Below are 21,279 nucleotides of genomic sequence, written 5' to 3' on the forward strand. Positions count from 1 at the left end.
TTGCCGATGAAACCGACCCGCGCAAACGACTCCTGATGGGTCGCCACGATTCAGGTCCTCGCCACAACTGGCGCAGTCGTGGCGCTGACTACGCGCCAGCGTGAGGCCGACAGACTGCGGGCCTTAGCGAACCACGGACCGAGCGTTTGAGCCACGCTTCGGCGAAAATATCCACGCCTAGCACGGCGATCAAAATTGCCTTCCAACTCTCTCGTCCAAGTAGATCCTGAGGTCACCACACCCGCGTCAACGGCACCCGCCTAAGGATCGATCAGGACACCCGGGTTGAGCATGCCGTGGGGATCCAGTTCGCGCTTGGCGGCCCGCAACGCGGCGGCAAAAAGCTGTGGCCGCTGCCGGTCGTACCAGGGTCGGTGATCGCGGCCGACGGCATGGTGATGCGTGATGGTGCCGCCTGCCGCGATTAGCACGTCGCTCGCCGCGTCTTTGATGGCCTTCCACTGCGCGAGCAGCGCACCGTGCCGACCGCGTGCGTGGAAGGAGAAGTAGGACGCTGGCCCGTCCGGGTAGACGTGGGTGAAGCGACAGGTAACTTCACCCTTCACTCCGGTCGCTTGCAGAATCGCCTGTTCTGTTCCCGCCTTGACCTGATCGTGAAAGCTTTCGAACCGATCCCAGGTGATGGCGGTCTCGAACGTATCGTTGATGATAGCAACGGGCGCCAAGAATTCGCGCGCATAGGGCATGCGAATGAACGCGTTGCGCCAGATGCCTGCCGCGCCTTCGAGATGCGCGTCGCCGGCCTCTGCGGGCTCCGGTGTCCCGCGGTGGTCGGCGCAGCATTCGAGCGCACGCTTGAACCAGGCGTCCAGGGAATGATCGCCCGATTCGAATGCAAGCACCATGATGGCGGAGCTGCCGTCGGACGCACCGGTGTTGAACGCCTCCTGCGGATCCAGGATGCGGCAATTGGAGGGATAGAGGCCGGCTTGTGCCACCGCACGCACCGAGCGCGCGGCATCGAAGAAAGTGGGAAAGCGAACCGATGTGCCGGCGCGGAATTTTGGACGCGGCTGCAATCGCATCCATGCGCGCGAGATCACGCCTAAGATTCCTTCCGAGCCAATGAACATGCGGTCGGGGCTCGGCCCCGCGCCCGAGCCGGGAAGCCGGCGCGTCTCCACGACGCCAACCGGCGTCACGACACGCAGGCTTTCAACGAAATCGTCGATATGGGTGTAGAGACTGGCGAAGTGGCCGCCCGATCGTGTCGCGATCCAACCGCCCAAGGTCGAATACTCAAAGCTCTGCGGAAAATGCCGCAGCGTGACGCCGTGCGGCTTGAGCTGGTTTTCCAGCGATGGCCCATAGGTGCCGGCGTCGATCAATGCGGCGCGCGAGACCGGATCGACTTCGACGACCTTGGAGAGATTGCGCAGGTCTAACGTGACGGCCGCCTTGTGCTTGATGCCATCGGCCAGCGGCTCGACGCCACCGCACACGCTGGATCCGCCCCCGAACGGCGTCAGCGAAGCACCGACGGACCCCGCCCAGTCCATGACAGCCGATATCTCCGTCTCGTTGCGTGGATAGGCCACGATATCGGGCGCGCAACCGTAATCGCCGAGCATGGCCCTGACGTAATCTGGATAGGACTTGCCGTAAGTGTGCGCGGCGCGGTCGTAGCGTTCGGTCGTGCAGAACGGCGTGAGCGAAGCTGGCAGCACCACGCGCGGCTCCCGCAAGGATAGCTCTTCAAGGCCGGGAACAGTTACCGTGTCGAATTCGCGGGCGCCAAACTTGGCATGGTAGCGGCCGAGGACAAACGCCCGCTCTTCCGCGCTCATGCCTTCGCCTTCCCGTCCCCAGCCGTAATGTTTCAGCCTTGCGCCGGTCATGAGCGTTCCCCGCGTTTCGTTGCTGAGAGCTTCTTGAATCGAAGAACAAGATACTCTGAACGACCGCGCTGCAGAGTGAGCTCGTTTGATCGAAACAATACGCTTTCGAGAAGGAGTATGAAAGACGGCGGCGGCGGGACAGTTCCTTCAGCAAACGGCGCCGCAGCGGCCACCGCACCCGACTCAGTCTTACCCGCATGGGGTGCGACCACATGTCAGTCCGCCTTCCGCGCGGGTGGACGTCGTGCGACACCTTGAGAGAGCTTGGCATGCTGAATTGCGATAGACTGCACAGACCAATGGAATACCCCGTCTGGTTCGGGAGATACGTATTTGGTCTCCGAAAGCGACCTCGATCTCGTTAGCGGATTGGGATGCGGCCAACGCAGCCGCGATGATGCAATCGGATACATTGTCCGTCAGCACCGCCGCGCACGATCCTCCCGCGACAACCGACGCGCGGAAGACTTACGCATCAGATTCTATTTTCACCAAAATTTCCCCGGCAATGATTTCAGGGTCTCCAAGATTAAGGTCATGCAGGCTTGCTTGAACGAAATCCAGAACTTTATCGTTCGCGGCATTGGCGCTTTCGCGGTCCTCGAATATCATCACAGCTACACCGACGCCATCGCCCCCATCCAATACGTAATAGGATCTGAATCCGTGCGATTCCCTTAGGATCTGACCGATGCCACTTTTGGCGCGGCGAGCAGCGTCAGCAACCGAGCGAACGTTGGTGTACTTTCGAATGAACATGTACATCAGCCACCCATCTATCTCAGTCCTAACCCGCGCATCAAAGCATATTGAGCCGGCGTTGTACTAGGACCGACTTCCGCGTCGGGTCACTCGCGTCGATTTGGTATGCCCGCAACCACGTCCGATCTCCCGCGAACAGCCGTAGTCAAAGTGAGGGGCGCGGTTCGACACCAAGACCAACAGGCGACGTGGGTCCCCTTGCGCCGGAGTGTCACGGACTTATGTGAGGACCGGTGAGCACTCGCTCATTGCGACTGCCAACCCAGCAATAATCAAAAAGCCAAGGAGGATCGCATGAAATTCCGTCCGCTTCACGACCGCGTCGTGGTCAAGCGCATCGACGCCGAAGAGAAGACCGCTGGCGGCGTCATCATTCCGGATACTGCCAAGGAAAAGCCCTCCCAGGGGGAAGTGATCGCCGTCGGTCCCGGTGGTCGCGACGAAGCTGGCAAGCTGATCCCGATTGACCTCAAGGTAGGCGACCGGGTCCTGTTCAGCAAGTGGTCCGGCACCGAGGTCAAGATCGACGGCCAGGAGCTTCTGATCATGAAGGAGAGCGACGTCATGGGCGTTCTCACCAACGTGGCCGGCTCCAGGAAGGCGGCCTAACGCTGACCGCCGCAAACGCTCACCTCTGAGGAGCGCCTGCCGATGCTGCCTCGCAGGTGAGAGACGAATTTCAATTCAGGGAGGACAAACATGTCAGCTAAAGAGGTCAAACTAGGTGTCGATGCCCGCGATCGCATGCTACGCGGCGTGGACATCCTTGCCAATGCGGTGAAGGTCACCCTCGGCCCGAAGGGCCGCAACGTCGTCCTCGAGAAGTCGTTCGGCGCGCCCCGCATCACCAAGGACGGCGTTGCCGTCGCTAAGGAGATCGAGCTTGAGGACAAGTTCGAGAACATGGGCGCCCAGATGGTGCGCGAAGTGGCGTCGAAGGCGGCGGATGCTGCCGGCGACGGCACCACCACCGCGACCGTGCTGGCTGCCGCGATCGTCCGTGAAGGCGCTAAATCGGTCGCCGCCGGCATGAACCCGATGGATCTGAAGCGCGGTATCGACCTCGCGGTCGAAGCCGTCGTTGCGGACCTCCAGAAGAACTCGAAGAAGGTCACTTCGAACGAGGAGATCGCCCAGGTCGGCACCATTTCGGCCAACGGCGATGCCGAGATCGGCAAGTTCCTCGCCGACGCCATGAAGAAGGTCGGCAACGAGGGCGTGATCACGGTCGAGGAAGCCAAGTCGCTCGAGACCGAGCTCGACGTCGTCGAGGGCATGCAGTTCGACCGCGGTTACATCTCGCCCTACTTCGTCACCAACGCCGACAAGATGCGCGCTGAGATGGACGACGCCTACATCTTGATATACGAGAAGAAGCTCTCCTCGCTGAACGAGCTGCTGCCGCTGCTCGAGGCCGTGGTGCAGACCGGCAAGCCGCTGGTCATCGTCGCCGAAGACGTCGAAGGTGAAGCCCTCGCCACCCTCGTCGTCAACCGCCTGCGTGGCGGCCTGAAGGTCGCGGCCGTCAAGGCTCCGGGCTTCGGCGATCGCCGCAAGGCCATGCTGCAGGACATCGCGATCCTGACCGGCGGCCAGGCCATCTCGGAAGACCTCGGTATCAAGCTCGAGAACGTCACGCTGCAGATGCTCGGTCGCGCCAAGAAGGTGATGATCGACAAGGAGAACACCACGATCGTCAACGGCGCCGGCAAGAAGGCCGACATCGACGCTCGCGTTGCCCAGATCAAGGCGCAGATCGAGGAGACCACCTCGGACTACGACCGTGAGAAGCTGCAGGAGCGTCTCGCCAAGCTCGCAGGCGGCGTCGCGGTGATCCGCGTCGGCGGCGCGACCGAGGTCGAGGTGAAGGAGCGCAAGGATCGCGTTGATGACGCGATGCACGCGACCCGCGCGGCTGTCGAGGAAGGCATCCTGCCGGGCGGCGGCGTCGCCCTGCTCCGGGCCTCCGAACATCTCAAGGGCATCCGCACCAAGAACGACGACCAGAAGACCGGCGTCGAGATCGTGCGCAAGGCGCTGTCGGCTCCGGCTCGCCAGATCGCGATCAACGCGGGCGAGGATGGTTCCGTCATCGTCGGCAAGATCCTGGAGAAGGATCAGTACGCGTTCGGCTTCGACAGTCAGACCGGTGAGTACGTCAATCTCGTCAGCAAGGGCATCATCGACCCGACCAAGGTCGTCCGTACCGCGATCCAGAACGCTGCCTCGGTTGCCGCGCTCCTGATCACCACGGAAGCGATGGTCGCCGAACTGCCGAAGAAGAACGCCGGCGGTCCCGCGATGCCCCCAGGCGGCGGGATGGGTGGCATGGACTTCTGAGCCCAACCGTTCAGCGCTCAAGAGAAAAAAAGGCCCGGCATCGCTGCCGGGCCTTTCCGCGTTAGCTACGGGTCCGACTCGACTACAACAGCTGCGCGGAGGTGACCCATCAGCAGGGGTTGAATCAAGCGGAGACGCGGGCTCCGGCGGAGCCTCAGCTCTGACTACTCTCGCAAGGACGACCTAAACCCTCAGGCCGAGTCGTTCGCCGGTTCACGCAAGCCCTGCAAGCAGTCCAGTCGGCTCGATTTTTTACGTTTGTCATCCTTTTGCCTCGATTTGTAATCCGCGTCACTATCGAGAAATGCCTCCAACATGAACGGGATCAGTTCGGCAACCTCCTCCTTGCTGCCGTAAGTCTCCGCATAAAAATCAGCATACTCCCGCAGCCGCTTCGCTAAGCTCGGCGCCAATACAAGATTCATCCTCACGGGTGTTCGATCAGGCAGTTTCGCAAGCTTCATATTTCACCTGCCCTTCGCGACCGTCTGAACGTCCTCGTACGGCTTCAGCACCAGATCCTTAGAAACAATCACCCGTAGCGGCCATCCCGGTCGGACCGTGATTGTCGGCTGCACGTCGAGCTGGCGCTCCACCAGGCGCTGGCCCGCACGATTGGTTGTCTGCTGCGTGCTTTCCCGCAACGCCTTCACGAGATCGCTCTCGTCATTTCCGATCGAGAGCTGTGTACCCACCCCGATCAGCGTCGCCAAAGCCACGCCCTTGAGCAGTTGCCAGGTATGGAAATCCACCTCATCCTCGAGCCCGGCATAGCCGGCAACATCCGTGGCCGGAAGGTTCTCGATCACGATCGAATTTCCGTTCGGCAAGATCAGTCGCGTCCAGACGACCAGTGCCCGCTTCTGGCCAAAGGCGACGACGCTGTCGTACTTGCCCACGAGCCGCGTCCCTTGTGGGATCAGCAGATGCTCGCCCGTTACCGTGTCATAGACGTTCTCCGTGACCTGAGCGATCGTCGCTCCCGGCAGGTCCGAATTCAGCCCCGTCACCAGGCTCGCTGGAATAATCGACCCAGCCATCACGGCATAGCTGGAGGGCGCGGCGACGACCGCGTGCGGATTGGTGGTCTCGGTGTCGGCCTTCGCTCCCACAAAGGCGAGCTTTCGTGCCTGCGACGAGGGTACGATCTCGTCCGATCGATCGACCATTGCCCGCGCGGTTTTCGCAAGTTCCGCTGCGGACGGCCCGGAATCGGCCGCCGGCGGCCGAAACGGGGACGGCTGGCTGGCTGCCACGTCCGTGACACCGGCCTGCTTTCGCTTGTCCTGCTTTTCCGACAGTCGGAAGAACAAGCCCGATTCCCTCGCCTGCTGCGCGATGCGCACCTGCCGGATGCGCTCCGCCCTTTCTGCGTCCTCTTCCGGGTTGCTGCGGAAGGCTGGATCCAATGATGGCGCGATGCCGACTTTCTTTTCGTTCTCGGCAAAAGCTCGTCCAATATCGCCCGGGGATGGCGGTCCAAGCCGTGGCGTTGACGGCGGAAGTTCCTCGTAGGACCTCGGCAGCTTGTTCAGGCCGTCCGCCGTTTGCTTCCGGTCGGTGTTGAAGAGCTCTGCGCGGTCGGCGTGCTTCAAAGGCCGCAGCGGCTGGAGCGCAACTATCGTCGCTCCGGCGATGAACAGTGCAGTGATAGCGCAGCCGATCATGAGCGCGCGCCTGTTCAACCGCCGGATGGACCGCGGCCGTGCCCGCAGCTCCAGAGGCTCCGGCGGCTCCCGATCCACCCCACTCGTCATGAGGCGCTCCCACTGCTGACGGCCTGCGACACCGGCCGCGCATCGATGCGGATGATCCGGACGATGCGCTGGGGATCCTCGCCGAGACGGAGCTCGGCGGCGCCAAACATGCGGTCGACGATGTAGTAGGAGCCCCTGACGCGATAGTTGACCAGATTCGGACGGCCATCGGCGCCCGCGACGAACAGGGGCGGCGCCTCGCCCTGCGACAGGCCGGATGGCATCTGGATATAGACCTTGCGGCCGTCATCGAACGCACGCACTGGTCGCCATGGTGGGTCATCGCCTTCGATACGGTAGCGGAAGTTCAGGCTATCGAGCCGCACGCCGCGATCGGCGACCCGCTCCTCGTTTGCCTGGGCGATCGCATTCTGCTTGTGAAGTGCAACCAGCGTATCCGTCGGGTACGTCCAGGAGATCGAAGCCATGTAGGTCTGCTTGGTTGAGACCAACTCGAGGTGGTAGGCGCGCCGGTCGGTCAGGACCACCAGATTGGTCTGGATGTCCGGCAGCGTCGGTTTGACGAGGATATGGACACGCCGGTTGCTACCCTGACCGCTCGAGGTATCGCCGACCACCCAGCGAACCGTGTCGCCTGTCGAGACATCGATCAATTCCTCGCCGGCCTGAAGCGCGATGGTTGAGACCTTCTCGGGGCTCGCATAGAGCCGATAGAGGGCTCCTTCGGTCCATGGATAGACCTGGATCGCATTGATGTAGCCCGCCCGGGTCGGCTCCATCCGCGCGGCCTTGTTCGCCTTGGCGATCGCCTGCTCCGGTGGCAGCTGTTCTTCCTTGCCGCCCTTCTTTGGATAAGGCTTGAGTTGGCCAGGCAGAGGCAAGACCTTGGGCCTTTCAACAATCTCGACGGGCTTCGGCGGATCCGCCTCGGGGAGAGCCTGCTCGAATGTCATCTCGTCATAGGGCGCTTCGAGGTTGAGCTTTGTGGCGCATCCTCCGAGCACGAGCGACAGGGTCAGGATGCTGGCCGACGCAAGCTTGGCGGGGGCGGTAGAATTCATTTCGCATCTCCGATGAGGTCGCGCGACCAGTTGAGGGAATGGACGTAGAGGCCGAGCGGGTTCTTTCGCAGCGTCTCGGCGTCCACCGGCGGCTTGAGAACCGTGGTTACGAGACCCGTGAACCGCTCGGTCTTGGCAATCGAGCCGTTCTCGAAAGAATTCTCCTTCCAGCGGATTTCGAAGCTGTCGTGGGACGCACGCACCACCGAGGTCACCTCCGCGGTGACCGTCCTGGACCCGATTTTCGCGAACGGATCGGTTTCGCGCGCGTAGTCGTTCAGAACTTGCGCGCCCCGATCGGTGACGAAGTCGTAGGCCCGTAGCCAGTTGCTGCGGACGATCACGGGATCGATCGACAACGAACGCACGTTTTCGATGAACCGCGCCAGGAAGTGCGCGATCTGCGCATCCGACGGCTGATACGCCTCCAGCGCAGGTCCAACTGCGCGGACCTCACCCAACCGGTCGACCTCGACCACATAGGGGACGATCCCTGAACGGCCGATCACGGCAAGCAGGGTCAAGCCGAGAACAACGCTCACTGCAGTGACACCCAGCGCAGCGAGCCGCCAATTACTCGCCTGAACTCGCGCGGACCCCAGCCGCTCGTCCCAGACCTGTCCCGCTTTCTGGTAAGGCGTCACGGGCTCGGGCGTTTCTCCGTACCGAACCGAAACGCGTTGAAATGGATGACCGGCCATATCTCAGTCCTCCCCAAGCTTGGGACCCGAGGAATGACCGCCCTTGTCCCCTTCCTTCAGGGTATGGGCAGTAATCTGTGCGGCTTCCCTGGCGTGTCGGGCGGGGGTCGCAGTTGCGCGCGAAGGGCTGGCGGCCGCGGCTCCGCCCGCTCGTCCAACGCCTCCGCCTGCCGGCTGCTCGGCCGCGGCCGCGCGGGCCGCACCGTCGCCAATCGACGATGCTGCACTCAGCGACGCCGCGGAACGGACCGCCGTCATCGATCCGCCGGCGGCCATGCGAAGGCCGCCCATGGCGACCGCTCCGCCTCCGATTGCGACAGCAGCAGCACCGGCCACCGTACCCGCCGCCGACCCGGCCCCCAGTTGAGGTGCACCGGACACGAGACCCGCAGCAATGCCCGGACCGAAGATTCCAAGCCCAAACAGAGCGAGCGCCGCAAGTAGCAAGCTCATGGCCGACGCAATATCGACCGGCCGTGTCAAAGTGCTCGCGAGTTGACCGAAGATAGTCGAGCCGATGCCGACGATAATCGCCAGCACCATCACCTTGACGCCTGAGGCAACGACATTGCCGAGCGTCTTTTCGGCAAGAAAGGCCGTCTTGCCCCAGAGCGCGAACGGCACCAGGATGAAGCTCGCGAGTGTCGTGAGCTTGAACTCGATCAGGGTCACGAACAGCTGGATCGACAGCACGAAGAACGCGAGTACGATCACGATCCAGCAGAACAAGAGGATCACGATCGTCGGCAGGTTCGTCAGCACATCGAAGCCCGAGAACTGGCTCGCCTCCTCGAGAAGCGGATGCGCCGCAGTGAACCCAGCGGCGGCAACAAAACCCGGCCGGGCCAGATCAGCCGGGCTCAATGTGCCGCCGGACGCCTTCAGGCCGATGCCAGAAAACGAGTTGAAGATGATGTCGGCAAGGCTCTTGAAGTTGCCGATGATGAAGGCGAATGCACCGACGTAGAGGATCTTCTTGGCAAGCGTCACCAGGATCTGGTCGTCGGACCGCACGCTCCAGGCAAGCCCGGCAAGCGTGAGGTCGATGACGACGAGTGTCGAACTCAGGAACGAGACTTCGCCTGACAGAAGACCAAAGCCAGAATCGATGTAGCGCGAAAACGTCTCGGTGAAGCGATCGATGACGGAGAGATCAGCCATGGCCCCCTCCTATCTGCCGCCGGCGTAGGCATGGCCATCGCCGATGAAGCGGATAAAGCGCTCCTGGGCGGCCGCCGCCGACGCGCGCTCCTCAGCCGCCCTCAACGTGTCGGCGCGGGCTTGAGTTGCCAGCAGCGCCTGCGTCTGCAATGCCTGCTTGATCTGCAAAGCCAGCAGCTCGTTGCCGGACTGCTGGGCCTGCAAGGAGCCGGCCGCGGCTGACGAACTCGCCATAAGTGTGCGAAGCGTCTGGCCGTCCTGATCCAGGTTGCTGACGATGGCCGACTGGATTGTGAGCGCCTGCTTGAGCCCCTCATAGCTGTTATTCCAGCGTGCGGTTGCATCCTGGACCATCCTGTCCGAGGAGGTGGCGGCGCCATACTGCTGAGGATAGAGCTGCGCAAAATCCTGCTGGGTCTTTTGAACGTCGAACGAGATGCCTTTTGCCTGTGCAATGAGGCTGTTCATCTGACCTATGGTCGAAGTGAGCTGGCCGACGACACTGGTCGGGAGGCTTGCCAGATGCTTTGCCTGATTGAGAAGCGACTGAGCCTGATTTTCGAGGCTTCTGACCTGGTTATTGATCTGCTCGAGCGCGCGAGCGGCAGTCAGAAGATTCTGGCTGTAGTTCGAGGGGTCGAACACGATGTCGAACGCCCCGACCCGCCGCGATCCATTCACAGCGACGACGACAGATAGCGCTACCGTGACGATAATTCTTGTAGTTGTACGCGCGCCCAAGAGGCCGACACATTCGAGCATGGAAGACTCCGGAGATTGAGATCGGGTCAGGCCTTGTGGGCCTGTTCAAAGGTGCTGATCAGGTTGGCCGCCCAGTGCAGATCGCGTTCAGCGAAATAGCGTTCGGCAAAATGGTGGGGCCCCGAACGGGCCAGGACATCGTCAATGATGCGCTGATCGTCCGGCGAGGATGCCCCGACGAGCGCAAGCGCCACCGGTCCAAGGCCAAGTTCGAACAGGCGGTTGCCGGCACGAGACTGCAGATAGTAGTCGCGCTTGGGAAAGGCTTCGGCGATCAGACGCACTTGCGTGTCGTTCAGGCCGAAGCGCCGATAGGTCTCGGTCTGGGTCGGCTCAAGGGCCCGGGGATTGGGCAGGAATATGCGGCTCGGACAAGACTCGATGATCGCGGGCGCGATTTCGCTGTCCGCAATATCGGCAAGCGACTGCGTGGCAAAGACCACCGCCACGTTCCTCTTGCGTAACGTCTTCAGCCATTCGCGAATCCGGCTCGAAAACAGCGGGTCGTCGAGGAACACCCAGGCCTCGTCGAGCACCAGCAGGGTCGGCCGCCCATCGAAACGCGACTCCAGAGTGTGGAACAGATAGGTGAGCACGGGGGCGACAAGCCCCGGCAGCGCCATCAACTCCTCCATCTCGAAGGTTAGGACGTCGGCGCTCGAAAGCCGGTCGGCGTCCGCATCGAGGAAGCGGCCGTAAGGTCCCTCCAGCGTGTAGGGTTGGAGCGCCTGACGCAGGGCGTCTCGGGTGAGCAAGGCCACGAGCCCGGTCATCGTGCGCTGGGACACCGGCGCCGTACCCAGGCTCTTGAGTGCCGACCAGATGGTTTCCTTGACCTCCGGCGTCACGCTCACCCGCTCGTGGGCAAGGACGCCGCAAAGCCAGTCGAGCGCCCAAAGCCGCGCCCCCTCCTCCGCAACATCCTTCAGGGGCTGGAACGCGATGCCACCCTTGGCGCCGAGCTCGTACCACGCGCCCGACAGCGCAAGCGTTGTCGCACGCGCGGAGCGGCCCTTGTCGAATGTGATCAGCTGGGCATTCGGGTAGCGCCGGAACTGCAGGGCCAGCATCGAGAGCAGCACAGACTTGCCGGCGCCGGTCGGCCCAACAACGATGCAATGCCCAACGTCACCGGCGTGCAGTGAAAGCCGGAAGGGGGTTGCGCCCTTGGTCTTCGCGATCAGAAGCGGCGGTCCATCGAGATGCTCGCATCGCGCTGGGCCAGCCCACACCGCCGACAACGGGCACATATGCGCCAGATTGAGCGTGTGCACGATGGGTTGGCGGATATTCGCATAGGCTTGTCCTGGCAGACTGCCAAGCCACGCCTCGACCGCATTGACGCTTTCCCGGATCGTGGTGAAACCCCGGCTGTTGATCACGCGTTCGACGAGCCGGATCTTGTCGTCGGCGACGCGCGCGTCCTCGTCGCTGACAGTGACGGTCGTCGTGATGTAACCGAACGCGACGAGATCATCGCCGAGCTCCGTCAGCGCAGTGTCCGCGTCGGCAGCCTTGTTGCTGGCGTCCGTGTCCACGAGCGCCGCCTGCTCGTTGAACATGACCTCCTTCACGATTGCTCCCAGCGATTTGCGCTTGGCAAACCATTGGCGGCGATACCGCGACAGCGAGGAATGCGCCTGCGTGCGGTCGAGCGGCAAAAATCGGGTGGCCCAGCGATAGGCAACGCTAAGCCGGTTCAGCTCATCCAGCAATCCGGGAAAGGTCACGTGCGGGAAGCCGAGCACGGTCAGCGCACGAAGATGGCTTCGGCCGATCGCCGGCGACAATCCACCAGTCAACGGCTCGTCGCTCAGGAAGCAATCGAGATAGGCTGGAATCTCGGGCACGGCGACCGGGTGTCGCTTGGTCGAGATGCAACTATGCAGGTAGGTCAGTGTCTCCTCGTCATCGAACGGCCAGATCTCGGGCAGGACCGAAGACAGAAGATCAATCGCCCGGTCCGTTTCCTGGACAAAGCGCTCGAGATGATCACGATAGCTGTGCTCCCGCGACGGCAGGGGCTGGTCAGTCTCACGAGCCGACGTGGCGACTGGATCGTCCGGCCGGCCGCTTTTTGGATCAGCCTCGGAAGCATGCTGCGCATGCCGCTGACGGCGTGACCGTCCCGGGCCCTGCTCGTCTCGCGAACGCTCGAGGAATAGTCCCTCCAGCCGCGACACGCGCTCGGCCGGCGGCAGGTACATCAAGGTGAGATGCAACGCGCTCTCAAAATGCTGTCCGCGCGGACGCGACGGATCGTCCCAGGAGGCCTCGGACAGGCTTTCGAAGGCGGCCCGCCGCTCCTCATCGACAAGCCACGACACCGCGTCCGGAAAACGTGAGCGCGGGTACTCCGACGCTGGAATCCGCGTAGCGTCGAAGAACAGGGCCCAACCCGAGCCAAAGCGCTTTAAGACGTTGTTCACCCGCGAGGTCACGCTCATGAGCTCGGCCTCGGTCGCGCTGTCGAGATCCGGGCCCCGGTAGCGGATGGTGCGCTGAAAGCTGCCGTCCTTGTTCAAGATCACGCCAGGCGCAACGAGGCACGCCCAGGGCAACCAGTCGGCCAGACGATAGGCATGAGGACGGAATTCTCTCAAATTCAGCATGCGAGCCAGCCCTTGTGTTTGGTGTGACGGATTGCGACCTCGACAAAGGCGGGATCGCGCCTGGCAAGCCACACCGCGATGGCGTGCCCGACGATCCAGAGCACGACGCCTGCGAGCCAGAGCCGCAGCCCGAGCGCCAGCACGGCCGACAGGGTGCCGATCAGGATGGCCGCAGAGCGCGGCGCACCGCCGAGCAGAATGGGCTCGGTCAACGAGCGATGGAGCACGAGTTCAAAGCCGTCGGGACGCATCAGATCAGCGCTCCGCCGCCGAATGAGAAGAACGACAGGAAGAAAGAGCTCGCCGCGAAAGCGATGGAGAGGCCAAAGACGACCTGGACCATCTTGCGGAAGCCACCCGAGGTGTCGCCGAACGCAAGCGAAATCCCGGTTACCGTGATGATGATGACGGCTACGATCTTCGCGACCGGTCCCTGCACCGACTCCAGGATGCGCTCGAGCGGCGCTTCCCACGGCATGCCCGAGCCTGCGGCGTGCGCAGCCGGGCCCGTTAGGAGCATGCACGCGAGGCCTCCTCCCAGCTCGATGAGGAAACGCTTGTAAATTCGGCGAAAGCAGAAATGCGCCGTTGAACGGGGCAAACCAGACATGTCGTATTCTCCGTGTAGATCAGGGACGATGCGAAGCGTTTGGAAGGCCTGGCGGGTTCTCCAGGAGGTAATCGCCGGAAGGATCGAGGCCCTTGAGCTCGGCGATCGCCTCGATCCGGCGCGCAGGACCCCGTCCCCTGATGAAGACGACGAGGTCGATCGCCTCGGCGATGAGCCGGCGCGGCACGGTGGCGACAGCCTCCTGGATCAATTGCTCAATTCTATAGAGCGCGGCGCGCGCCGAGTTGGCGTGAACCGTGGCGATCCCACCGGGATGGCCCGTATTCCAGGCCTTCAGCATGTCGAGGGCCTCGGCGCCCCTCACCTCGCCCACGATGATGCGATCAGGTCGAAGGCGAAGCGTTGAGCGCACGAGATCGGCAAGGCTCGCGACGCCCGGCTTGGTGCGCAGTGTCACGACGTCCTTGGCCTCGCAGCGCAGCTCGCGGGTATCCTCGATGATGACGATACGCTCATCGAGGCGCGCAATCTCGGCCAGGAGCGCATTGGCGAGTGTGGTCTTGCCCGATCCGGTGCCGCCCGCAACCAGGATGCTGCGGCCTTCGACAACGGCCGCCGCCAGCACCTTGGCCATCAGGGGCGAGGCAATCTGCGCCCTGACATAGTCGGAGAGAAGAAACGTCGTCGTTGCGGGCTTGCGGATGGCAAAGCACGGCGCGAGCGAGACCGGCGGCAGCACGCCTTCGAACCTCTCGCCGGTCTCGGGAAGTTCGGCCGAGACGATCGGGAAGGATGCACTGGCCTCGGCCCGGACATGGCTTGCGACCAGTCGGATGATCCGCTCCGACTCCTGCGGCGTCAGAATGACGCCGGTATCAGTACGTCCGGACCGGTGCCGCTCAAGCCAGAGCCTGCCGTCCGGGTTGACGATCACCTCGACAACCTCGGCCTCTTCCAGCGCCAGCGCGATCGCCGGCCCCATCGCGGTCCGCAGCATGCCGCGGCGGCGCTCGCGGGTTTCGGGCGAGAGAAGGTCAGACATTGCCGACCTCCTCTCGCCCAGCCGGAGACGGCTCCGGCTGCTGGCCCGCCGCGTGGTGCGAGCGGGATTCTGTTGTCGTGGTCTGGGCCTCACCGGCGCCGAGCGGCGCGCCCTCCTCCAGATGCCGCATGAAGAGGTCCGGATTTGATGTCGAGACCTGTTCCATGACGTCGGCAACCAGCCGGCCGCCCGAGGCGATACGCTTGCCGACCTGCGCGACGAACATCTCGAACCGCTCACGCCCGAGCGCACGCGCGGCGTCCTGGTCTCCGGTGGGCAGCGGAGGCGTAATCGTCAGGTAGTAGCGAACGAACAGTGCGATGGTTTCCACCATGATCGAGAGATCACGGTCTGCCCGATCGAGCTGCCGGCTCATCCGGTCGAGCCTGCGGATCAGGGCTGCGTCTCCGCTTGCATCCCGCTCCGGATTGAGAAAGCGGTCGAGGGCGGCGTCGACGATCGCCGACTTGTTGGTGCCCGGCCGCCTGGCCGCGAGTTCGAGCTGTTGCGCCACGCTGTCGGAGACATAGGCGGATAGCTTTGGTTTCATTGAGAGTGCTCCTCAGAATGCAGGAAGGAGATCGTCGTCATCGCGCGTGACGGCATGAGCGCTGCGGATGGCGCTGGAGGCGTTCGCCGCGCGCTGCATCTGGTTGCGATCCGCCGCCACATCTGCGTCGTCGTCGAGCAGCCGCTCCTCGGCAAACCGCGTCGCCTCGGCTTGGGGCACCGTTTCCTCAAACAGCGGCAGTTGCTGTTTGAGCCCGCCCTCCTCCGCGCCCGCCTGCATGAGGTCGCGGTATGGAAGCGTTGCCAACCTGAGATCGACCGCCCGGATCTGGCGCCCCCAATCGCTCGGACGTGCAGCCGGGCGATCGCGGTATTCGCCGGCGCCGAGGGGCGGTGACGGACGCAAGCGCGTCACAAAATTTGAGTCCTCGTAGTGCCTGAGCTTGCGAGCCCGCACCGGCGCAAGCCCCGAGACAAGCACGATGGCCTGATCTTGGGGCAGCTGCATCACCTCGCCTGGAGTAAGCAGCGGCCGGGCGGTTTCCTGGCGGCTGACCATGACATGGCCTAGCCAGGGAGCGAGCCGGTGACCGGCATAATTCCGCTGTGCCCGAAGTTCCGTTGCGGTGCCGAGCGCATCCGAAATGCGCTTCGCGGTTCGCTCGTCATTGGCCGCAAAGGCGATACGGACGTGGCAATTGTCCAGGATCGCGTTGTTCTCGCCATAGGCCTTGGCGATTTGATTGAGCGATTGGGCGATCAGATAGGCCCGGATGCCGTAGCCGGCCATGAAGGCGAGCGCGCTCTCAAAGAAATCAAGCCGGCCGAGCGCTGGAAATTCGTCCAGCATCAGGAGCAGCTGGCGATGCTTTGCATCACCCGCCCTGACGTTCAAGGACTCGGTCAATCGGCGGCCGATCTGATTGAGGATCAGCCGGATCAACGGCTTGGTGCGGCTGATGTCTGACGGCGGCACGACCAGGTAAAGCGTGACCGGCCTCTCCGCACCGACGAGATCCGCGATACGCCAGTCACAGCTCTCGGTGTTGCGGCTCACAACCGGATCGCGATAGAGGCTAAGGAAACTCACGGCGGTGGACAGCACGCCGGAACGTTCATTTTCAGACTTGTTGAGCAGCTCCCGCGCGGTCGCGGCGACGACGGGATGGACCTTCGGCTCGGCCTCTGTTCCGAGATGGTTGGTAGCGAGCATGATCCGCAGCGTCTTCTCAAAGGACTGCGCCGGGTCAGCCAGGATCTCGGTGACCCGCGTCAGCGTCTTTTGTTGCTCTGCATAGAGGACGTGGAGGATGACGCCGACGAGCAGCGAGTGGCTGGTCTTCTCCCAGTGGCTTCGGCGCTCCAGCGCCCCTTCCGGGTCAACCAGGATGTCGGCAATGTTCTGGACATCGCGGACCTCGGCCGCGCCCTTGCGGACCTCGAGCAGCGGATTGTAGCGCGCGCTTGCTGGATCGGTCGGATTGAACAGCAGACAGTGCGAGAAGGTCGAGCGCCAGCCGGACGTCAGCTCCCAGTTCTCGCCCTTGATGTCATGCACGACCGCCGATGAAGTCCACGACAGCAGTGTCGGAAGCACCAGCCCCACGCCCTTGCCCGACCGCGTCGGTGCAAAACACATGACGTGCTCGGGTCCATCGTGACGCAGGTAGTAATTTTCAAATCGCCCGAGGAACACACCCCTGCCCGCGAGCAGGCCGGCAGCGCGGATCTCCTTCACATTGGCCCAGCGCGCGGAGCCGTAGGTCGTGACCAGTTGGTTTTGCCGCGCCCGCCACACCGAATTGATGATAGCAAACAGCGCGCCCGCAATGCCGCCAGCCGCGGCGATTGCCCCGCCCTCCTCAAATATCTCGGGCGCATAGGCCTCATAGGCGAACCACCATTCGAACAATCGCCAAGGCAGATAGACCGGATAGCCGCTAATGGCGAACCACGGCGCGCCAAGCCGCGCCTGAAATCCAAGCGCCGCCGCCGTCCATTGCGTCGCTCCCCATGTCGACGCGATGACGATGCCGAAGACGACCGTGATCTGACCGACGTAGATTTTTGCCGGAAACATTATCCGCCCCACTTGACGCTCGCAACGAGCGCGGCGAGATGAAAAGCGGGATGACGGCTCGCATTCAACCTGAATAAAAATCGCCGCCAGCAACGAGATCCGACTCGATCAAACCCATCGAAGCAAGATCGTTGCTGCGGCAGTCTCGGCGTGGGTGAGGAAGCTCCTCAATTGAAGGTGAACGGCATGATCAAACTGGATCTCTGGTTCGGCCTTGCCCAGGATTGGTGATCGCGCATGCGCACACCCCAGCGAATGAACGAATCGAACAAAGGCCGCTTGTGCCTTCAACGTCGATCGTCGCATCGACCGCCAGCTTGAAAAAGGGCGCACGGGGACGAAAGCACTATCGCCGCGCGACGGGCTGCCCAATGGCCATCGATCTCGCGCGACACGCCCGTGCGGAGACTGGCGGTTCTATTCTCCGCACGATTGCGGGGGGAATGCCCAGAGATCCAAAACGGGGCTAACTATACTACGATAATACCGGCAACGTCGTTTGTTAAAGTTGACAAAGTTGCATACAATCCCGATATTGAAGGCGGAGTTCAGCTCATGTCCAAAGCACAATCAAAGCGCTCCGGTACCGAGGATCTGTCCGTCCACGAGGACGGCGTGATGATGGTACTTAAGCAGAAACCCGCGGCCCTGAAGAGCCTCGCGCTCCCTGCCGACGCGCAGGTCGCCATCGTTTCCAAAAGCGTGACCGCACTGCAGAAGGTGCGTGAGCAGAACAAGCAACTGACGGGGCAAGCATTCCGGTTCTTCTCCGAGGCGGCGAAGAAAACCGCTGTCGTCAACAAGGACGCATTCGCGCCCGATGCCCGCGCGCTCGCCGTCCTTGAGGGCGTCCGCATTGCGCAGGAGGATCTTCGGCGATCCGGCGGCGCGTATGATCTGGACCAGGTCAGAACGCTCCTGCGGGGAATCTCCCGGCAGGCCGTCGACAAGCGCGTGCAGGAAGGTAGCCTCCTTGCGGTACCGGGTCCCAGCAACCACCGGAGCTTTCCGACGCTTCAGTTCAACGTCGACGGCACCGTCGTCGAAGGTCTCAAGTCCGTCCAGGAGGCGCTGCCGACCAACAACCCTTGGACAGTTCTGAACTTCCTGGCCCAGCCTGACGACCGGTTGGGTGGCCGCAAGCCGATCGACCTGCTGAGGGAGGGCAAGGTTGAACTTGTGGTCGAGGCCGCCCGGCGCATGGCTCAGCAAGGCGCGTGACCGCTCCGCTGCCGCCGGACGATCTCGATCGCCGCCGTCCCCGCCGGGTCCGGCTGCGGGCGGGTACGGTCGTTCACCGGTTCTACACCGCCGGGTACGATCCGATCTTCTTCGACACCTCGCGTCTCGGCCGGCTGAACGCACCCGACGGGAGCTATGGCGTCCTCTATGCGGCCCGGGAGCCTTTTGGCGCCTTCGCAGAGACGTTCCTCCGCGTGCCGGGACGGACCCTGCTCGATCCCCGCCTGCTCAGTCGCAAGGCCTATGCTCGCCTCGAGATCACATCAGATCTTTCGCTGGCCAGACTGGCCGGCCCCTCGCTCGCCATTCTCGGCGCGACCGCCGAGGTGGTGCATGGCGGACTGCCTTACGACGTGCCGCAGGCCTGGTCTAAGGCGCTTTTCAGCCATCCGCTCAATCCCGACGGCATCGCCTATTACGCCCGCCACGACGACGAAGGTCTCTGCTATGCGCTGTTCGATCGCGCACGCAGCTCGGTCAGAGAAATCGATCGACAGACTGACCTCGATCAGGACTGGTTCTGGCGCCTTGCGCAGCGGTACAGGGTCGGGCTTGCACCCGGCTAGCCCCGTCGAAGTCGGGAGGCTCTGGACTAGCGTCCGATGCCGCGCCTCATTCCGATCGACCAGGAAATGCCCTCTCCGCCGACGCTGCCGCTGACGAGTTGGCCACGCGCGCGCTCCAGAACCGGCCGCCAGGGCACCAGGACGAATTCGCGCGACTGCTCGATCAGCGCGTACCGCCCGCTACTGAGCGTGAGCATCCGCTTGTAGACGCCGCTGAGGCTGTCGCCGGCCCTGACGTTGCGATATTCGAGCCCCGTGCGAGCGGAAATGTCCGCCGCCGTTTTCGCCAGCTCGCGCTCTTCAAGGATATGCAGCATGTTCCGCGCATAGCGCGCCCACCCTCCTTCTTCTCGCGCCAGCCCCTGTTCGATCAGCCACTGCCGTCTCGCCCGCAATGCCGTCTCGACCTCCGCGCCGAAACCGGTTGGCGCGAGCCCATCGGATTCCCTTGCGAGGAGCTTCCGGTCGAGCCAGGTCGCACCGACTGCATGCGGCAGCTCTTCGAGCCTTTGCCAAGACAACACCGCAACGCGCAACGGATTGCGCGAGCGCTCGAGTTCCTCATACCGAAAAGCCCGATCGAGATAGTCCTGGCCGACCTTCCAGCCGCCATCGGCAAGGCGGCTGACCGTCCCTTGCCGACGCATCGCCTCCAGTCGCCGGACATGGGTTCCGATATATTCGGCCGATGCTTGCGGATCCAGCTCCCGGTGCAGGCGCTCGCTGTAAGAGCCGTCATTGGCCGCGGCCACTTCGGCGATCGTTCGATCCACCGGGCGCAGCTCCGCCGAACGCGGCCTAAGCTCCAGAATCGTGTTCCGCGCGGGCAGCTCTTCGTTGGCGCCGAGAGCACCGACCTCGGCATAGTGCGTCAGCCCGTCGACCCCATCGATCACCACATAGCGGCGTTCCGTCAGCTCGTCCGCAAACCCTTCGCCAACGACCCGCCCGATCAGGCGCCGGCCCGCGCTCCGCGGATCGAAGATCGCATAGCTGGCTGCCGCCCGCGAGATGCCCGCCGCACGCAGTTCGCGATGCATGGTCTTGATGATGTCGCCGCGCTCGCCCATCCGCCGGAGCTTCAATTCGAGCTCCCCGTCAAGGCGCCAGCGGCCGGGATTGTCTTCCTCCGCCAATCCCATCCGCTCGAGCGTCCGCAGCCGGCCCATGCGCATCGTGTGCCAAACCGGATCCCGCGCGGCCTGTGCAAGCTCAAGGACACCATCACGGGCGTCGCGCAGGATAGCCCGGTCAATCCGCGTGAACCGCTCGGCCGTGACCTCCTGCTGAAGCTTGCGCGCGGTCTCGATCTCGGTCTCAGGGCCGAGCTCGCGGGTGACGAGGTCGGAGGCCCGCGTCCGAAGGCCGTGGGCGATATAGTCCCGTGCAATCACGAGGTCATGCCCCGCGTCATCTTTGCCGCGGAGCACGACATGGCTATGCGGATGCCCCGTGTTGAAATGATCCGCCGCGACCCAGTCGAGCCTGGTGCCGAGGTCACTCTCCATCTGCCGCATCAGGTCACGGATAAAGGGTTTCAGGTCAGGGAGTTCAGCGCTGTCCTCCGGTGCCACGATGAAGCGAAACTGGTGGCGGTCGCCGGCGCTTCGTTCAGTGAACGCCTTGCCGTCGGCGCGATCGTTGGCTGCATCATAGAGTTCGCCAGGTTCACCTGCTCGCGTCACGCCGTCGCGTTGCACATAGCGCAGATGCGCGCGGACGGCGCCTGTGTCGCCGGCCTTGATGCGCACGATCCGTGCCTTGACCACGACCCGGCGCTGCCCCTTGTTCCGGCCTCGGTCGGCGAGCACCGCACCTTGCGCGTATCCGCGGCCGATCCGGCCGCCCGAGAAGTTCGACGCGTGATGAGCCGCGCGACCGGCGCGTTCCGCGGCCTGCCGAACACGTCGAAGATATCCGGCCGGCCTTCTGGCCTTGCGGTTGCCGATGCGGCCGAGCTTCGGTTCGAGTTCGTCGTCATCAATGCCATGCATGACACGGGCTCCCCCTTGAGAAGACCGCGGATATGTGAAGCCAAAGATCCCTCGCCAAGTCGCAGACGCAAACGACGAGCACTGGCATCGCCTTGAAGCCCGATTGGCGACATCCAGTTGCGTCGTATCGCCAACTCCTTGATGTGCAGACAAGGACTTGGAGCTCGTCGAACGCCAGTGCTTTAATCTTGCCTCGCGCCACACCTGCTCCGTCCTCAGCCCTGCTGTCTCTCACTTTGCTCAAGTCGCCACGGGTCCGAAGGTGCAAGTGACACGAGGGATTTGACTTCAGCAATCG

At 63.2% G+C, this 21,279-nt stretch carries 19 protein-coding genes; 4 read left to right on the forward strand and 15 right to left on the reverse strand.

What is annotated here, in order from left to right:
• Positions 1–260 precede the first annotated feature (260 nt).
• Positions 261–1,859, reverse strand: a complete 1,599-nt coding sequence (locus QJT82_RS36515) for an FAD-binding oxidoreductase (RefSeq protein WP_028344527.1) — start codon at positions 1,857–1,859, stop codon at positions 261–263.
• A 468-nt stretch (positions 1,860–2,327) separates the two neighbouring features.
• The gene (locus QJT82_RS36520) at positions 2,328–2,624 is read right to left on the reverse strand and encodes a hypothetical protein (RefSeq protein ID WP_028344526.1); all 297 of its coding nucleotides are present in this window, start codon (positions 2,622–2,624) and stop codon (positions 2,328–2,330) included.
• Between the two features lie 291 nt (positions 2,625–2,915).
• On the opposite strand from QJT82_RS36520, the gene QJT82_RS36525 reads away from it, so the two are divergent.
• Entirely contained in the window at positions 2,916–3,230 is a 315-nt protein-coding gene (locus tag QJT82_RS36525; protein WP_028344525.1) for a co-chaperone GroES, read from the forward strand.
• A gap of 90 nt (positions 3,231–3,320) precedes the next feature.
• A complete protein-coding gene (gene groL, locus QJT82_RS36530; protein WP_259244160.1) occupies positions 3,321–4,961 on the forward strand; it encodes a chaperonin GroEL in 1,641 nt (546 codons plus the stop codon).
• Positions 4,962–5,152: 191 nt separating this feature from the next.
• On the opposite strand, the gene QJT82_RS36535 is transcribed toward groL, so the two are convergent.
• The 12 genes from QJT82_RS36535 to QJT82_RS36590 form a co-directional block, all read right to left on the reverse strand.
• Complete coding sequence (locus tag QJT82_RS36535) at positions 5,153–5,425, reverse strand: DUF2274 domain-containing protein (RefSeq protein WP_051003395.1); 273 nt, start codon at positions 5,423–5,425, stop codon at positions 5,153–5,155.
• Between the two features lie 3 nt (positions 5,426–5,428).
• Positions 5,429–6,718: a TrbI/VirB10 family protein gene (locus QJT82_RS36540; RefSeq protein WP_028343951.1), complete on the reverse strand. Its 1,290-nt coding sequence runs from the start codon at positions 6,716–6,718 to the stop codon at positions 5,429–5,431.
• Positions 6,715–7,740 (reverse strand): P-type conjugative transfer protein TrbG, encoded by a 1,026-nt coding sequence (trbG, locus tag QJT82_RS36545; protein ID WP_028343950.1) that lies wholly within the window; start codon positions 7,738–7,740, stop codon positions 6,715–6,717. The genes QJT82_RS36540 and trbG overlap by 4 nt, the downstream gene beginning before the upstream one ends.
• A complete protein-coding gene (gene trbF / locus QJT82_RS36550; protein ID WP_028343949.1) occupies positions 7,737–8,441 on the reverse strand; it encodes a conjugal transfer protein TrbF in 705 nt (234 codons plus the stop codon). The genes trbG and trbF overlap by 4 nt, the downstream gene beginning before the upstream one ends.
• A gap of 3 nt (positions 8,442–8,444) precedes the next feature.
• Positions 8,445–9,602, reverse strand: coding sequence for a P-type conjugative transfer protein TrbL (trbL, locus tag QJT82_RS36555; RefSeq protein WP_028343948.1), 1,158 nt, complete (start codon positions 9,600–9,602; stop codon positions 8,445–8,447).
• Positions 9,603–9,611: 9 nt separating this feature from the next.
• Entirely contained in the window at positions 9,612–10,364 is a 753-nt protein-coding gene (trbJ, locus tag QJT82_RS36560) for a P-type conjugative transfer protein TrbJ (RefSeq protein WP_051448110.1), read from the reverse strand.
• A 26-nt stretch (positions 10,365–10,390) separates the two neighbouring features.
• Positions 10,391–12,976: a conjugal transfer protein TrbE gene (trbE, locus tag QJT82_RS36565; RefSeq protein ID WP_259245203.1), complete on the reverse strand. Its 2,586-nt coding sequence runs from the start codon at positions 12,974–12,976 to the stop codon at positions 10,391–10,393.
• Positions 12,970–13,227 carry a VirB3 family type IV secretion system protein gene (locus QJT82_RS36570; protein ID WP_028343946.1) on the reverse strand — a complete coding sequence of 86 codons (258 nt, stop codon included), beginning with the start codon at positions 13,225–13,227 and terminating at the stop codon, positions 12,970–12,972. Before QJT82_RS36570 ends, trbE begins: the two co-directional genes overlap by 7 nt.
• Entirely contained in the window at positions 13,227–13,523 is a 297-nt protein-coding gene (locus QJT82_RS36575) for a TrbC/VirB2 family protein (protein ID WP_028343945.1), read from the reverse strand. Before QJT82_RS36575 ends, QJT82_RS36570 begins: the two co-directional genes overlap by 1 nt.
• An 82-nt stretch (positions 13,524–13,605) precedes the next feature.
• Positions 13,606–14,589, reverse strand: a complete 984-nt coding sequence (trbB, locus tag QJT82_RS36580) for a P-type conjugative transfer ATPase TrbB (protein ID WP_028343944.1) — start codon at positions 14,587–14,589, stop codon at positions 13,606–13,608.
• The gene (locus QJT82_RS36585; protein WP_051448109.1) at positions 14,582–15,139 is read right to left on the reverse strand and encodes a hypothetical protein; all 558 of its coding nucleotides are present in this window, start codon (positions 15,137–15,139) and stop codon (positions 14,582–14,584) included. The genes trbB and QJT82_RS36585 overlap by 8 nt, the downstream gene beginning before the upstream one ends.
• Positions 15,140–15,151: 12 nt before the next feature.
• The gene (locus QJT82_RS36590) at positions 15,152–17,179 is read right to left on the reverse strand and encodes a conjugal transfer protein TraG (protein WP_028343943.1); all 2,028 of its coding nucleotides are present in this window, start codon (positions 17,177–17,179) and stop codon (positions 15,152–15,154) included.
• A gap of 555 nt (positions 17,180–17,734) precedes the next feature.
• Between QJT82_RS36590 and QJT82_RS36595 the strand changes: the two genes are divergently transcribed.
• Together QJT82_RS36595 and QJT82_RS36600 are read left to right on the forward strand one after the other, a co-directional pair.
• The gene (locus tag QJT82_RS36595) at positions 17,735–18,400 is read left to right on the forward strand and encodes a hypothetical protein (protein ID WP_028343942.1); all 666 of its coding nucleotides are present in this window, start codon (positions 17,735–17,737) and stop codon (positions 18,398–18,400) included.
• The gene (locus QJT82_RS36600; protein ID WP_028343941.1) at positions 18,397–18,987 is read left to right on the forward strand and encodes an RES family NAD+ phosphorylase; all 591 of its coding nucleotides are present in this window, start codon (positions 18,397–18,399) and stop codon (positions 18,985–18,987) included. The genes QJT82_RS36595 and QJT82_RS36600 overlap by 4 nt, the downstream gene beginning before the upstream one ends.
• Before the next feature lie 26 nt (positions 18,988–19,013).
• Here QJT82_RS36600 and rlxS read toward each other — a convergent pair whose 3' ends face one another.
• Positions 19,014–21,185 carry a relaxase/mobilization nuclease RlxS gene (gene rlxS, locus QJT82_RS36605; RefSeq protein ID WP_338132200.1) on the reverse strand — a complete coding sequence of 724 codons (2,172 nt, stop codon included), beginning with the start codon at positions 21,183–21,185 and terminating at the stop codon, positions 19,014–19,016.
• Positions 21,186–21,279: the final 94 nt, after the last annotated feature.

The sequence above is a fragment of the Bradyrhizobium sp. Mp19 genome, assembly GCF_029952935.1.
Classification (GTDB): Bacteria; Pseudomonadota; Alphaproteobacteria; order Rhizobiales; family Xanthobacteraceae; genus Bradyrhizobium; species Bradyrhizobium elkanii.